The following is a 14,053-nucleotide window of genomic DNA, read 5'->3' on the forward strand; positions in this document are numbered from 1 at the left end:
GGAAGGAACCCCTGTGACGACGGTCTTGATCTGCGACGACCGACGCAGTGTTCGCGAAGGGCTTACCCGCGTGATGTCCGCTGTTCCCGGCGTCAGTCGCATCGACTGCGTAGCGCACGGTGACGAGTTGCTTGCCCGGTACTCCAGGCAGCCGGTCGATGTCGTGCTCGTGGGTACGCAGCGTGCCGTGCCGACCGGCGTGGAGGCCACTCGGCGTCTGGTGTCGGCCAACCCGCAGGCGAACGTGATCGTGTTCGGCGCCCCTGACGACGCGGGCAGCATCGCCGCGGCCATCGCCGGTGGAGCTCGGGGCTACTTGAGGTGGGACGCCTCTCGCCCGGAACTCGTCGCCGCGCTCGCACACACACTCGCCAGCACGTCCGTACCGGCGCCTAGGCAACCGTCCGATCCCGGAGTCCAGCTCACCGAGCGGGAACTCCAGGTGCTGCGTGGGATGAGCCAGGGCAAGAGCAACGGTCAGATCGGCCGTGAGCTGTATCTGTCCGAGGACACGGTGAAGACCCACGCCCGTCGACTGTTCCGCAAGCTCGGCGTGCGAGACCGTGCCCAGGCTGTCGCCCACGGTTTCCGACGCGGTCTCGTCGCCTGAATGAGCGGACCCGACTCGAACCCTCGCGTCCCCGGTCCCCGAACACGCCACGCCGGTTGTTCCGGTGTGGCGTGTTGCATTGTGTATCGACCGACCCGAAAGTCCGTTTCCGTTCAGCGCACTGCCGCCACGGAACCGGCGGTCACCGAGGTGATGATCATCGAAGGGGTGGCCGGTGCGGTAGGGTTTCTCGCCGCAGGCTGCGTGGCGGAAACGCCCGCAGGGCGACCAGCGACGAAATCAGGGGGTACCGGCAGGTACGGTAGGTGTCACCGGCGTGAGGGCGATCGTCTCGACAGTCGCGCGCCGTTGTTTTTGCACGCCTAGACGTAACACCGGGGCTGTTGTCTGCGATGACCAACGTGGGGGATGGGCTGGACGAGTCGGTCGCCGCCGCTGTCGAGGGTGATCCTCAGGCAGTCGAACGGCTGCTGGCCGCTATCCGTCCCCTTGTGGTGCGGTACTGCCGCGCCAGGGTTGGCAGGCAGGAACGTTCGTTCACGTCGGCGGACGACGTAGCCCAGGAGGTGTGTCTCGCGGTGCTCACGGCGTTGCCTTCGTACCGTGACCAGGGTCGCCCCTTCCTGGCTTTCGTCTACGGGATCGCCCAGCACAAGGTCGCCGACGCGCACCGGGCGGCATCCCGCAACCGCGCGGAGCCGGTCGCCGAGGTACCGGACGACATCGAAGGTGACATCGGCCCGGAGCAGCGTGCTCTGCGGGGCGAGTTGAACGAACGGATGTCGCAGTTGTTGCAGGTACTGCCGGAGAAACAACGCGAGATCGTGGTGTTGCGAGTGGTGGTCGGTCTATCCGCCGAGGAGACCGCGGAAGCTGTCGGATCGACGCCCGGGGCGGTGAGGGTCGCCCAGCATCGCGCCCTCGCGCGGCTGCGCAAGGCGCTGGCCGCTGAGGAGGTGGTCTGATGACGGAACGCGACGGTGTAAGCGGCGACAACCACGAAACCGAATTCGGCATCGACGGTCCGGGGGCCGACAAGGGGTCAGCCGAATCAGCCAAATCGGCTGAACCGACTGAATCGGCTGATTCGGCCGATACGAGCCACTGCGCTCAGTCCTCCTCCGCGGGGGAGGACGCCGAGATGATGGACCTGTCTGCGATCCAGGCGGACGACGCCCTGCTCGACGCGCTCGGTGCCGCCGACTCCAAGGTCGGCGACGAACTGGGGGATCAGGAACTCAGCGCGTTGTTGCTGGCGTGGCGTCGCGACGTGGACAGCGAGGCCATCCCCGAGCTCGTGGACACGCAGTCGGCCGTGACGACCGTGAAGACCGCGGTCATGGCACGCAACGCGAGGGGGCGTGGACGGCGTCGGCGCATGCTCGTGCCCGTCGCCGCCGCGGCCGCCGTGCTGGCCATCGGCTTCACCGGAACCGCTCTGGCCGCCCGCGGCGCCGAGCCCGGTGACACGTTGTGGGGCCTGAGCAAGGTCCTGTACTCCGACCACGCGCGGTCGGTGGAGGCAGCGGCGTCGGTGCGTACCGACCTCGACGCCGCGGACCTCGCTATAGCGCAGGAGCGCTACGGAGATGCCCGCCGCGCGCTGGAGGAAGCCGAGGCCGCGCTGGAGAAGGTGACGGGAGAGGACGAGCTGGCACGGCTGCGGGCCCGGCACATGGAGTTGCTGGCGCAGCTCGACCAGCCGGGCCAGGCGGAGCAGCCGGAGCACGCGCCGCCCGCCTCGTCGTCCGATACCTCGTCGAGCTCGCAGGAATCGCGGACGTCCACGACGACGGACACGCCGGAGGAGTCCTCGCAGGACGACGTGCCGCCGGAGCTGGACGAGACGTCGTCGATCCCCACCACGGAGCCCTCGACGCCGTCGACGGAACCAACGACGCCGACCACGACGCCCGAGGAGAGCCCGACCGAGGAGTCGGACAGCCGGTCCGACACGTCGAGCACCACGTCCGATTCGACCGGCTGAGGGATCGGTCGAGGAGAAATACGAAAACGCCCTCCTCGAGAGGAGGGCGTTTTCATGTATCGGAATGTCGGTGTGCTGGCTGGTGCTGGTTACCGAGCGTTCTCGTTCTCGGTGGCGGTGATGCCGTCCGCGAACCCTCGGCAGTACTCCCACGTGACGTAGAACGCGGGGTTGGGGTCGTAGGCCGGCTCGTGTGGACGCATTTGTCCGTCTGCCAACAGTTGTTCGAGGCTGGCGCGGAGCAGATGCCAATCGTGATAATGCGGCTGCTCACATTCCATACAGTCCACGACGATGCCTCGGATGCCACGTGGCTCCAGCAACGCCTGGTAGACGGTGAGGTCCGACAAGTCCGTGAGCAGTTCGGACCGCTCTTCCGGACTCAGCGGCTCCGCCGGGGGCTCGTCGAGGGCCGCGAACTCCTTCGCGGGGTCGTTCGGGTCGTCAGCGAACGGATCCGGGGGCAACACTTCGTGTGGCACGATCCAGCACGGTACCGGGCCATCCCCGGGGTGCGTCCAGATACCATCGCTAACAGGTCCGCATATCCGTCTGAACGGTTCAATCCCGCCGAGGAAGGTCAGCCCCACCTATGATGAGTGACACCGTGTACACAGGTCTGGCGCCCTCAGAACAGGGCGAGGCCGGCGGTGCCCCGGAAAAGTTCGCGATGCTGGGTCTGACGTTCGACGACGTGCTGCTGTTGCCCGCCGAGTCGGACGTGATCCCGAGTGGCGTGGACACGAGCACGAATCTGACGCGCAACGTCCGGTTGAACATTCCGCTGGTGTCCGCCGCGATGGACACCGTGACCGAGGCGCGTATGGCCATCGCCATGGCCCGGCAGGGTGGGCTCGGCGTGTTGCAACGGAACCTGCCGATCGAGACGCAGGCACAGGCTGTGGAGATCGTGAAGCGGTCGGAGTCGGGGATGGTGACCGATCCGGTCACGTGTTCCCCGGACGACACGCTGGCCGAGGTGGACGAGCTGTGCGCGCGGTTCCGTATCTCGGGTGTGCCGGTGACCGACGCCTCGGGAACGCTCGTGGGCATCATCACCAACCGTGACATGCGGTTCGAGGTCGACTACAGCAAGCCCGTGAGCGAGGTGATGACCAAGGCGCCGCTGGTGACGGCGCAGGTGGGCGTCACCGCCGACGCGGCGTTGGGTCTGCTGCGTCGCCACAAGGTCGAGAAGCTGCCGATCGTGGACGGTGACGGCAAGCTCCGCGGCCTCATCACGGTGAAGGACTTCGCCAAGACCGAGCAGTACCCCCTCGCGTCCAAGGACTCGGATGGCCGTCTCCTCGTCGGCGCGGCCGTGGGCGTGGGCGAGGACGGGCACCAGCGGGCGATGGCCCTGGTCGACGCGGGTGTCGACGTGCTCATGGTCGACACGGCGCACGGGCATTCGCGGGCGGTCGTGGAGACGGTCTCCAGGTTGAAGAAGGAACTCGGTGACACCGTCGACGTCGTGGGCGGCAACGTCGCCACGCGGGCGGGCGCGCAGGCGCTCGTGGACGCGGGTGCCGACGCGGTCAAGGTCGGTGTGGGGCCGGGCTCCATCTGCACCACGCGCGTGGTGGCGGGTGTCGGTGTTCCGCAGATCTCCGCCATCTACGAGGCGGACAAGGTGTGTCGCCCCGCCGGTGTGCCCGTGATCGGGGACGGCGGCATCCAGTACTCCGGTGACATCGCCAAGGCCATCGCGGCGGGTGCGTCGTCGGTGATGCTGGGCAGCCTGCTGGCCGGTACGGAAGAGGCGCCCGGTGAGCTGATCCTCGTCAACGGCAAACAGTACAAGACCTATCGCGGCATGGGTTCGCTCGGTGCGATGCAGTCGCGCGGTGGTAGGCGGTCGTACTCCAAGGACCGTTACGCCCAGGACGACGTGCTCTCCGAGGACAAGCTCGTGCCCGAGGGGATCGAGGGCCGGATCCCGTTCCGTGGCCCGTTGGCCGGGGTGGTGCACCAGCTCGTCGGCGGTCTGCGCTCGGGGATGGGGTACGCGGGTGCGTCCACCATCGCGGAGCTGCAGAAAGCCCAGCTCGTGCGGATCACCGCCGCGGGGCTGAAGGAGAGCCACCCTCACGACGTCACGATGACCGTGGAGTCCCCCAACTACACCACCAGGTAGCTCGGTGCGGACCGCTTCGCGCCGGCACGGTGTTTTGTGAGCGGTCGGTGACTCCCACCGCTTTCGTGACTCACATTTTTCGACGACCTCTTACGGCGACCTCGCTGGTCGGGAACAGAAGGGACTTCACGTGCGGGATCTGGTCGAGATCGGCATGGGCCGGACGGCACGACGGGCTTACGACTTCGACGACATCGACATCGTGCCGTCACGGCGTACGCGCTCGTCGAAGGTCGTGTCCACCTCTTGGCAGATCGATGCCTACCGGTTCGACCTGCCGCTGGTGACCCACCCGACCGATGCCGTGGTGTCGCCCGACACGGCGGTGTCGATCGGCAAGCTCGGCGGTCTCGGTGTGCTCAACGCCGAGGGCCTGTGGGCCCGGCACGCCGATGCGGAGCAGGCGCTGGCACGGGTGGTGGACCTGGCGCGTAAGGGTGCCGACTGGGCCGAGCTCGGCGCGTTGCTGCAGGAATTGCATTCGGCGCCGATTCAGCCGGAACTGTTGACCGAGGCCATCCGCACGGTGCGTGACTCGGGGGTGACGGTGGCGGCGCGGGTCAGTCCGCAGCACGCCGCCGAGTTGACGCCGACACTGTTGAGCGCGGGCGTCGAGGTGCTGATGGTGCAGGGCACGATTGTGTCCGCGGAGCACGTGGCCCGCGATGACGACCCGCTGAACCTCAAGGAGTTCATCTCCGAGCTGGACGTTCCCGTGATCGCCGGTGGGGTCAGCGACTACCGCACGGCCATGCACCTGATGCGCACCGGCGCGGCCGGGGTGATCGTCGGTCACGGACACGCGCCGGGGGTGACGAGCACGGATCGGGTGCTCGGAATCGGGGTGCCGATGGCGACCGCCGTCATCGACGCTGCCGCCGCGCGCCGTGACTACCTGGACGAGACGGGTGGGCGGTATGTGCACGTGCTCGCCGACGGTGGTGTGACGCGCAGTGGTGACATCGCCAAGGCCGTCGCGTGCGGAGCGGACGCCGTGATGTTGGGTGCCCCGCTCGCGGCGACGCGCGAGGCGCCGGGCAAGGGGCTGTACTGGACGGCGGCCGCCGCGCACCCGTCGTTGCCGCGTTCGCGCGTGGCACCGGGGCCGAACAGTGACGTGGATCTCAAGACTCTACTGCACGGTCCGTCGTCCGATCCGGAGGGCGTGGTGAACCTCTTCGGCGCTCTCCGTCGTGCGATGGCCAAGACGGGCTACTCCGATTTGAAGGAGTTCCAGCGGGTCGAGCTGACCGTGCGCGCCTGAGCACGCGACCCAGGGCAACCGGGCGATAACTTACTCTGGTCAGGAAGGTCCGCCCGGTCTACGCTCTTACCTGTGACTGGGCGTAACACCTACTCTGTGGACTACGACGTCGTAGTCGTCGGTTCGGGCTTCGGCGGCAGTGTCGCCGCTCTGCGATTGACCGAGAAGGGGTATCGCGTCGCCGTCGTCGAGGCCGGTCGCCGGTTCGCCGACGACGAATTCGCCAAGACCTCCTGGGATCTGCGCCGCTACCTGTGGGCGCCGAGTCTCGGCTGCTTCGGCATCCAGCGCGTCCACCTGCTCAAGGACGTCATGGTGCTGGCGGGAGCGGGCGTCGGCGGGGGCTCGCTCGTCTACGCGAACACGCTGTACCGGCCGCTGAAGCCGTTCTACACCGACCGGCAGTGGGCGCACATCACCGACTGGGAGGACGAGCTCGCCCCGCACTACGACCAGGCCTCCCGCATGCTCGGCGTGGTCACCAACCCCACGGTGACGCCGGCGGACAAGGTGATGCGCAAGGTCGCCGCCGACATGGGGGTGGAGGACAGCTACCACCCGACGCCGGTCGGTGTGTACTTCGGAAAGCCCGGTCGTACGGTGTCGGACCCCTACTTCGGGGGTGCCGGACCCGATCGGACGGGGTGCACCGAATGCGGCTCCTGCATGACCGGGTGCCGTGTCGGCGCGAAGAACACGCTGGTGAAGAACTATCTGTACCTCGCGGAGCGCAACGGTGCCAAGGTCATCCCGCTGACCACGGCGACGGCCGTGCGCCCCCGGGGAGACGGCACGTTCGAAGTGGACATCCGCAAGACCGGCACCTCCTCGCGACGGTTCCGGCACACACTCACCGCGGGGCACGTGGTGTTCGCCGCGGGCACGTGGGGCACGCAGCGACTGCTGCACGACATGCGCGACAAGGGGGCACTACCGCGTCTGTCCGCGCGGCTCGGGGAGCTGACGCGCACGAACTCCGAGGCCATCATCGGCGCGGGGCGTCCCACTGTCGACCCGGAGAACGACTACAGCCGCGGGGTGGCCATCACCTCGTCGATCCACCCCGACGAGAACACCCACATCGAGCCCGTGCGTTACGGCAAGGGCAGCAACGCCATGAGTCTGCTGCAGACGATCGCCACCGACGGCTCGTCGGAGGTGCCGCGTTGGAAGCAGGCACTGCGGTTCGTGTGCAAGCACCCGATCCAGACGCTCAAGTTACTGAACGGCTACCGCTGGAGCGAGCGCACAGTGATCCTGTTGGTGATGCAGAGTTTGGACAACTCCATCACCACCTACACCAAGCGCGGCTGGTTCGGGCGCCGCAAGTACACGTCGAAACAGGGCCACGGAAAGCCCAACCCGACTTTCATTCCCGCTGGTCACGAGGCGAACCAGCTCACGGCCGAACACATCGACGGGGTCGCGGGCGGAACCTGGGGCGAGATCTTCAACATTCCGCTGACGGCGCATTTCATCGGAGGGGCGCCCATCGGCACCGACCCCGACAACGGGGTCATCGACCCGTACCACCGGGTGTTCAACTACCCGAACCTGCACGTCGTGGACGGTGCCGCCATCACGGCCAACCTCGGGGTGAACCCGTCGTTGACCATCACGGCGCAGGCCGAGCGCGCGTTCTCGTTCTGGCCGAACAAGGGCGAGGCCGACCCGCGGCCCGAGCAGCACGAGGGCTATAAGCGGATCGCTCCCGTCGCCCCGAAGAATCCGGTGGTGCCCGCGGATGCGCCGGGCGCGCTGCGGTTACCGATCACGCCTACTTGGTGATGTCCTCACCCGGCCGCTGTCCGTAACCGGCGACCTGCGAACAACGCCGAGAAGCTCGCCTGCGACGATGAAGGGGCCAGTTTCTTACTGCCAGGAGGTCCGACAGTGGCAGACGGTCCCGTGCTCGTGGTGGACTACGGCGCACAGTACGCGCAGCTCATCGCCCGCAGGGTGCGTGAGGCGCAGGTGTACTCGGAGGTCGTGCCCCACACGACGCCCGTGAACGAGATCCTCGAGCGCGACCCGGCCGCCATCATCCTGTCGGGCGGTCCGGCGAGTGTGTACGCCGACGGCGCGCCCGGGGTGGACCCGGCGCTGTTCGAAGCCGGAGTACCGGTGTTCGGCATCTGCTACGGCTTCCAGGCGATGGCGAAGGCACTCGGCGGCACGGTGGAACACACGGGCACCCGTGAGTTCGGACGTACCGAGCTCGGCGTCACGGGAGGAGCTCTGCACGAGGGGCTGCCCGCGCGGCACCCGGTGTGGATGAGCCACGGCGACTGCGTGACGGAGGCACCCGAGGGGTTCGAGGTCACGGCGAGGAGTGACAGCGCGCCGGTGGCCGGGTTCGAGAACGTCGAACGCCGACTCGCCGGAGTGCAGTACCACCCGGAGGTGGCGCACTCGCCCCACGGGCAGGAGGTGCTGCGGCGGTTCCTGCACGACATCGCGGGTGTGCGGCCGAACTGGACCACGGCGTCGATCGTGGACGACCAGGTGGAGCGGATCCGCGCTCGGATCGGTGACGGGCACGCCATCTGCGGCCTGTCCGGTGGCGTGGACTCAGCGGTGGCCGCGGCGCTTGTGCAGCGCGCCATCGGCGATCGCCTCACCTGTGTGTTCGTGGATCACGGCCTGTTGCGGGCCGGGGAACGCGAGCAGGTGGAACGTGACTTCGTGGCCGCCACCGGGGTGAAGCTGGTCACGGTGGACGCGAGCCAACGGTTCCTTTCGGCGCTGTCCGGTGTCACCGACCCCGAACAGAAACGCAAGATCATCGGCCGGGAGTTCATCCGCGTCTTCGAACAGGCCGCACGTGATGTCAAGGCCAAGGGCGACGTCGAGTTCCTCGTGCAGGGCACGTTGTATCCCGACGTGGTGGAGTCCGGCGGCGGCGCGGGCACGTCCAACATCAAAAGCCACCACAACGTGGGCGGCCTGCCCGACGACCTCCAGTTCACGCTGGTGGAACCGCTGCGGAAGCTGTTCAAGGACCAGGTGCGCCGGGTGGGACTGGAACTCGGCCTGCCCGAGACGATCGTGCACCGGCAGCCGTTCCCCGGCCCGGGCCTGGCCATCCGTATCATCGGCGCGGTGACCGCCGAGCGGCTGGAGACCCTCCGCGCGGCGGATGCCATCGCGCGCGAGGAGATGAGCGCCGCCGAACTGGACTCGGACATCTGGCAGTGCCCCGTCGTGCTCCTCGCCGACGTTCGCAGCGTCGGCGTGCAGGGCGACAGCCGCACGTACGGGCACCCTGTGGTATTGCGCCCAGTTTCCAGCGAAGACGCCATGACCGCCGATTGGGCTCGGTTACCCTACGACGTGCTCGAACGGATCTCCACCCGGATCACCAACGAGGTGGCCGAGGTGAACCGGGTTGTGTTGGACGTGACCAGCAAGCCGCCCGGCACGATCGAGTGGGAGTGACCGTAACTCGTCCCGGGGGTGGATAGCGGTGTGGATCGTAGGCGCGGTGTTGCTTGTCGTCGCGGTGGCCGCCTTCTTCTACATGAAGCACACACGCAGCGAACTCCACGCCATGATCGGCACGGAAACGCTGTCGATTCCGCAGCTGGAGGAGTATCGGCGGGCGTCCGACGAGGTGGGCGGCAAGGGCTCCTTCCGGAAGACGGCGGAGGTCGTGGGTGCCGCGCACCCCAGCCCCCAGGGACCGTTGACGGCGGAGCTGTCCAAGACCGAGTGTGTGTGGTACCGCTACCGAATCGATAGACAGTACGAGGTCATCGAATACCGCGACGGCAAGCGTTACCGCCGCAAGCGCACCGAGCGGGTCGCCGAGCACACCTCCAGCCAGGGCTATGCGGTGATCGACGAAGCGGGCCGCACCATCGGTGTCGACCCGAACGGCACCAACCCCGACGGTGTCGAGCAGACGGTGAGTCGGTTCGAACCCCACCGCGGTAACTCCGGCGGCGTCGAGTTGTTCGGCTTCAAGCTGCCCGCGATGCTCGGCCGAGGCGACAGCACGATCGGATACGACTACAAGGAGTGGGTCATCCGGCCGGGCCAGCGCCTCTACATCCTCGGCGAGGTGCACGACCGCATCGGTCCGCTCGTGATCGGTAAACCGTCGCAGGACGGACACTTCATCATCTCCACGCGGACCGAGGAGGAACTGCGGGAAAGCCGGGTGAAGCGGCACAAGCTGCTGGCCATCACGGTGATCGCAAGCTTCGGGCTCGGACTGGTGTTCCTCGTGGCGGGCCTGTTCAGCTGACGAACCCGGATCGGCCGGTGGTTCTCGGCGGTTCTCGGTTCGAGGTCAGCTTCCGTCCTTGCGCGGTCGCATCGACACCACCAGCATCAGCAGCCCGACGGCGACCGCGGCGCCTGCCAGCACCCACCGCAGGTCGACGTGCGAAAGCCACACGTCGGCGTCGGTGAGGAGGTAGGTCGACACGAGTAGCGTGGCGATCCCGGCCAGCAGCGTGACCACGTCGGTGGTGCGCTGCGGCTTCCGGCTCTGGGGGTCGTTGTGGTCACTCACGAAGTACCTCCACGTTCCCCGCGCCCGTTTCCGCGGTCACCGTGACCTTGGGGCCACCCACACCGTCGGCACCGTTGTGGACGCCGGTGATCTCGGGAGTGTCGATGCCGGAATGCTCGTGGTCGAAGCAGGACATGCTGCCGAGCGTGGTCTCGCAGCGGTACGTGACGTCGGCGTTCTCCGGAACGAGCACGATGACGCTGCCCACGCCGGTGCGCACGGTCGTCTCCACCGGATCGGAGTCGGCGGTAAGCCCGGTCAGATCGAGGTTGATCTGACCCATCGTGCGTTCGTAGACAGGTTCCACCTGCTCCGCCGACGTCGGTTTGGCGGTCAGCTCACCGATTCCACCGCCGACGTACTCGACCGGGACGGCGCCCGCCGCGAGACCCGCCAGCGACAGCGGAACGGCCAGCCACAGCAGCCCCCGTCCTCCCCCGAGGAACGAGCCGACCACCATTCCGGCGGCGAGCACCGCGAGCACCAGACCGATCACGTGCACCGGAGTGAACCAGGGCACGTCCGCGACGGCGAGCGCCGTTCCCGCCCCGCCGACGGCCAGCGCCACCCCGACCGTCGCAAGACCGACCTTGGAATTGCGGCGAGGCGATGTGGGTGACGTGGACGGCTGCGACGGCGGAGCGGGTGTCACGGGGGCGGGCAACCGCCAACCCAGTGGGTCCGCCCCGAGCGCGTCCCACGTGGGCGGTGCCTGCGACACGGGTGGTCCCCACGCGCCCGTATCGCCGCTGGTTCCTGCGGTCGCGCTGTACGCGGTCGAGGGCCCGGTGGGAACCGGGCGGCGGAACTGCCCCCTGTTGCGGTGCAGCAGGTACAGGCCCGCCACGACGAGTGCCCCCCCGACGAAGGCACCCCCGTCGATCCAACTTCCCGCGAACGCCCACCCTGACAGTGGAACCAGAGCCACGCACAGAACCAGCGCGAGCCCCTTGGACATCGAGCTGTGGCCCTTCCCGAAAAGGCTTTCCACCCCCGACACTTCGTCGCCCTCCTCGGCGAAGACCAGCCAGCCCAGCAGGTAGAGCGGAAGCCCGATGCCGCTGAACACCGTCAAAACGACGAACAACACCCGGATGACGGCCGGGTCGATGCCGTACCGGTTGCCGACACCGGCTGCCACGCCCGCCAGTTTGCGGCCGTGACCAGGGCGTCTGGGACGTGAGGCCCAGAAGTCCTTCACCGTGTCCTCGAAGCCCTCCAGCTGCCTCGAGGCGCTCGTTGTGGTGTTCATGCCGAACAGCATGCGTCACGACCAGCAGACCACACATCGGGGAGGAACCCTGAACCTCGATGTCGGCGGAGAACCGCGGTGTCCGGGTCGGCTCAGGGGTTTCCCCGATGAAGTGACGACCGAGGTCATGTGACGATGGCGGATGTGGAGGAGCGGATGACGGGCGAGCACGAGCCTCGGACGAAGACCGTGTCACCCGAGTCCGCCGACGCGTTCCCCGACTCGGACTCCCGGGAAGCGGGGGCCGGGGTCGGCTCGGGGGCGGACCTTGCCTCGGAGTCGTCGCGGCCCTCGGATTCCGAGGTGGGGGAGGCCGACGGCCCACCGAAGATGTACCGCCGTCGCACGGGCCGCGCGCTCGCGGGTGTGGCCGGAGGGCTCGCCGACCACCTCGGCGTCAACGTGTTGTGGGTGCGGGCGACGTTCGCGGTGCTCGCGGCTTTCGGCGGGATGGGACTGGTCGCCTACGGGATGCTGTGGGTGTTCGTGCCCCAGCAGTCGGAGGACGAGGCGGCCGTTCCCGAGTCGGCGAAGGAACGGCAGCAGGCATACGGCCTGATCGCGCTCGGTATCGGGCTGACGTTCGCCGGGGGCGCGCTCACCGGTGTGCTCGGTGGTTGGGTGGGGATTCCGCTCGCCGCCGCGCTCGTCGGTGCGGCCGTCGTGTGGCGCGAGGCCGATGAGTCGCAGCGCAGCCGCTGGCGGGACGGCGCCCGGTCGGGCGTCGCGGGGCTCTTCGACGGCGGTGGGGTACGTGCCGTCGTGCGGGTGGTCGCCGGGGCGGCGCTCGTGATCACCGGCATCGGCGTGGTCGTGTTCCGGGGCGGCAGCTTCGACCAGGTCCAGTTCGCGCTGATAGCGGTGTTGGCCACGCTGATCGGGGTGGCCGTGCTGACCGTGCCGTTCTGGGTGCGGATGGTGCGGGACCTCGGCGAGGAGCGGCGCGCGAGGATCCGCACCGAGGAACGCGCCGAGATCGCCGCGCATCTGCACGACTCCGTGCTCCAGACGCTCGCGTTGATCCAGAAGCAGGCCGATATGCCACGTGAGGTGGCGAGACTGGCACGCAGTCAGGAGCGGCAGCTGCGACAGTGGCTGTACGGACCTTCGGGTTACGGAGCGCCGAGGGCCGGGTCGGGGGCCCCGGGGAAGCCGGGATCGTCGAGGGCGCAGAACCGGGGGAGCACCCTGTCCGAGGCGTTGGCCGAGGCGTGCGGCGAGGTGGAGGACACGTTCGCCATCTCGGTGCAGCACGTGGTCGTCGGCGGTGAGGTAGAGGTCGACGACCGATTGACGGCGTTGGTCCAGGCGGCGCGGGAAGCGATCGTGAACGCGGCCAAACACGCGGAAGTCGACGAGGTCAGCGTATACGCCGAGGTGGAACCGGAGTCGGTGACGGTGTTCGTGCGGGACCGGGGCAAAGGCTTCGACCCGGACGCCGTTCCCGCCGACCGGCATGGTCTCGCGGACTCGATCAGAGGCAGGATGGAGCGTAACGGCGGTCGGTGCCGGTTACGCACCGCCCCGGGAGAAGGCACCGAGGTGCAGTTGGAGGTACCGCGCAGGACCGCGGACCGGAGCGCTCAGGGGGCGACGTGACGACGGACGAACAGCAAGGTCGGAAACCGGTGACGGTCTTCCTCGTCGACGACCACGCGTTGTTCCGTGCGGGTGCGCGCACGGAACTGGAATCGGTGAGCGACGAGGTCCGCGTGGTGGGCGAAGCCGGGTCGGTCGCCGAGGCCGTGGCGGGAATCCGACGCACGCGCCCGCAGGTCGTGCTGCTCGACGTGCACATGCCGGATGGTGGCGGTGCCGAGGTGCTGCGGCGGGTACGGCCCGAGCTGCCGGACGTGGTGTTCCTGGCGCTGTCGGTGTCCGACGCCGCCGAGGACGTGATCGCGGTCATCCGGGCGGGCGCGCGAGGCTACGTCACCAAGACGATCTCCTCGCGGGAGCTGGTGCGCGCGGTCATCCGCGTGGCCGACGGTGATGCGGTGTTCTCGCCGAGACTCGCCGGGTTCGTGTTGGACGCGTTCGCCGATCGGCCGGGTTCGGAACCGATCAACGACCCGGACCTCGACCTGCTGACTCCGAGGGAACGTGATGTCCTGCGGCTGCTCGCGCGCGGCTACGCGTACAAGGAGATCGCCTCGGAGTTGTTCATCTCGGTCAAAACGGTGGAGACCCACGTGTCGAGCGTGCTCCGCAAGACCCAGCTGTCCAACCGGTACGAGTTGTCGCGGTGGGCGTCGGACCGGCGGCTCGTCTGACCCCCGCATAGGGTCTGACCCCGCATAGGGCGGCGAGACCGGCGCGTTCA

Annotated in this window: 13 protein-coding genes; 10 read left to right on the top strand and 3 right to left on the bottom strand. The window is 68.2% G+C overall.

Annotated elements, in window-relative coordinates; translation table 11 throughout:
* The first annotated feature begins 13 nt into the window (after window positions 1-13).
* The 3 genes from M7H19_RS03730 to M7H19_RS03740 all read left to right on the top strand — a co-directional run bounded on the left by M7H19_RS03730 (window position 14) and on the right by M7H19_RS03740 (window position 2,558).
* Entirely contained in the window at window positions 14-610 is a 597-nt protein-coding gene (locus tag M7H19_RS03730) for a response regulator transcription factor (protein WP_012795974.1), read from the top strand.
* A gap of 353 nt (window positions 611-963) precedes the next feature.
* Window positions 964-1,536, top strand: a complete 573-nt coding sequence (locus tag M7H19_RS03735; protein ID WP_298177116.1) for a sigma-70 family RNA polymerase sigma factor — start codon at window positions 964-966, stop codon at window positions 1,534-1,536.
* Window positions 1,536-2,558: an anti-sigma-D factor RsdA gene (locus M7H19_RS03740; RefSeq protein WP_298177118.1), complete on the top strand. Its 1,023-nt coding sequence runs from the start codon at window positions 1,536-1,538 to the stop codon at window positions 2,556-2,558. Before M7H19_RS03735 ends, M7H19_RS03740 begins: the two co-directional genes overlap by 1 nt.
* An 89-nt stretch (window positions 2,559-2,647) precedes the next feature.
* Here M7H19_RS03740 and M7H19_RS03745 read toward each other — a convergent pair whose 3' ends face one another.
* Window positions 2,648-3,040, bottom strand: coding sequence for a DUF5319 domain-containing protein (locus M7H19_RS03745; protein ID WP_298177120.1), 393 nt, complete (start codon window positions 3,038-3,040; stop codon window positions 2,648-2,650).
* 110 nt (window positions 3,041-3,150) lie between these two features.
* On the opposite strand from M7H19_RS03745, the gene guaB reads away from it, so the two are divergent.
* From guaB to M7H19_RS03770, 5 genes are all read left to right on the top strand, one after another.
* Window positions 3,151-4,695 carry an IMP dehydrogenase gene (gene guaB, locus M7H19_RS03750; protein ID WP_298177122.1) on the top strand — a complete coding sequence of 515 codons (1,545 nt, stop codon included), beginning with the start codon at window positions 3,151-3,153 and terminating at the stop codon, window positions 4,693-4,695.
* Window positions 4,696-4,825: 130 nt separating this feature from the next.
* On the top strand, window positions 4,826-5,959 hold the full coding sequence (locus tag M7H19_RS03755) for a GuaB3 family IMP dehydrogenase-related protein (RefSeq protein ID WP_298177124.1): 1,134 nt from the start codon (window positions 4,826-4,828) through the stop codon (window positions 5,957-5,959).
* A 72-nt stretch (window positions 5,960-6,031) separates the two neighbouring features.
* Window positions 6,032-7,747, top strand: a complete 1,716-nt coding sequence (locus M7H19_RS03760) for a GMC family oxidoreductase (RefSeq protein WP_298177126.1) — start codon at window positions 6,032-6,034, stop codon at window positions 7,745-7,747.
* Window positions 7,748-7,852: 105 nt separating this feature from the next.
* A complete protein-coding gene (gene guaA / locus M7H19_RS03765) occupies window positions 7,853-9,397 on the top strand; it encodes a glutamine-hydrolyzing GMP synthase (RefSeq protein WP_298177129.1) in 1,545 nt (514 codons plus the stop codon).
* Between the two features lie 28 nt (window positions 9,398-9,425).
* The gene (locus M7H19_RS03770) at window positions 9,426-10,208 is read left to right on the top strand and encodes an E3 ubiquitin ligase family protein (RefSeq protein WP_298177131.1); all 783 of its coding nucleotides are present in this window, start codon (window positions 9,426-9,428) and stop codon (window positions 10,206-10,208) included.
* A 45-nt stretch (window positions 10,209-10,253) separates the two neighbouring features.
* Here the strand turns inward: M7H19_RS03770 and M7H19_RS03775 are convergent, their stop codons facing one another.
* Both M7H19_RS03775 and M7H19_RS03780 read right to left on the bottom strand, forming a co-directional pair.
* Window positions 10,254-10,478, bottom strand: a complete 225-nt coding sequence (locus M7H19_RS03775) for a hypothetical protein (protein WP_298177132.1) — start codon at window positions 10,476-10,478, stop codon at window positions 10,254-10,256.
* Window positions 10,471-11,730: a PspC domain-containing protein gene (locus M7H19_RS03780; protein WP_298177134.1), complete on the bottom strand. Its 1,260-nt coding sequence runs from the start codon at window positions 11,728-11,730 to the stop codon at window positions 10,471-10,473. Before M7H19_RS03780 ends, M7H19_RS03775 begins: the two co-directional genes overlap by 8 nt.
* A gap of 144 nt (window positions 11,731-11,874) precedes the next feature.
* Here M7H19_RS03780 and M7H19_RS03785 point away from each other — a divergent pair, with 144 nt between their 5' ends.
* Both M7H19_RS03785 and M7H19_RS03790 read left to right on the top strand, forming a co-directional pair.
* On the top strand, window positions 11,875-13,329 hold the full coding sequence (locus M7H19_RS03785; protein ID WP_298177196.1) for an ATP-binding protein: 1,455 nt from the start codon (window positions 11,875-11,877) through the stop codon (window positions 13,327-13,329).
* Window positions 13,326-14,003 carry a response regulator transcription factor gene (locus M7H19_RS03790; RefSeq protein ID WP_298177136.1) on the top strand — a complete coding sequence of 226 codons (678 nt, stop codon included), beginning with the start codon at window positions 13,326-13,328 and terminating at the stop codon, window positions 14,001-14,003. The genes M7H19_RS03785 and M7H19_RS03790 overlap by 4 nt, the downstream gene beginning before the upstream one ends.
* The last annotated feature ends 50 nt before the right edge of the window (window positions 14,004-14,053 follow it).

The organism is Saccharomonospora sp. (genome assembly GCF_027317685.1).
Lineage (GTDB): Bacteria > Actinomycetota > Actinomycetes > Mycobacteriales > Pseudonocardiaceae > Saccharomonospora.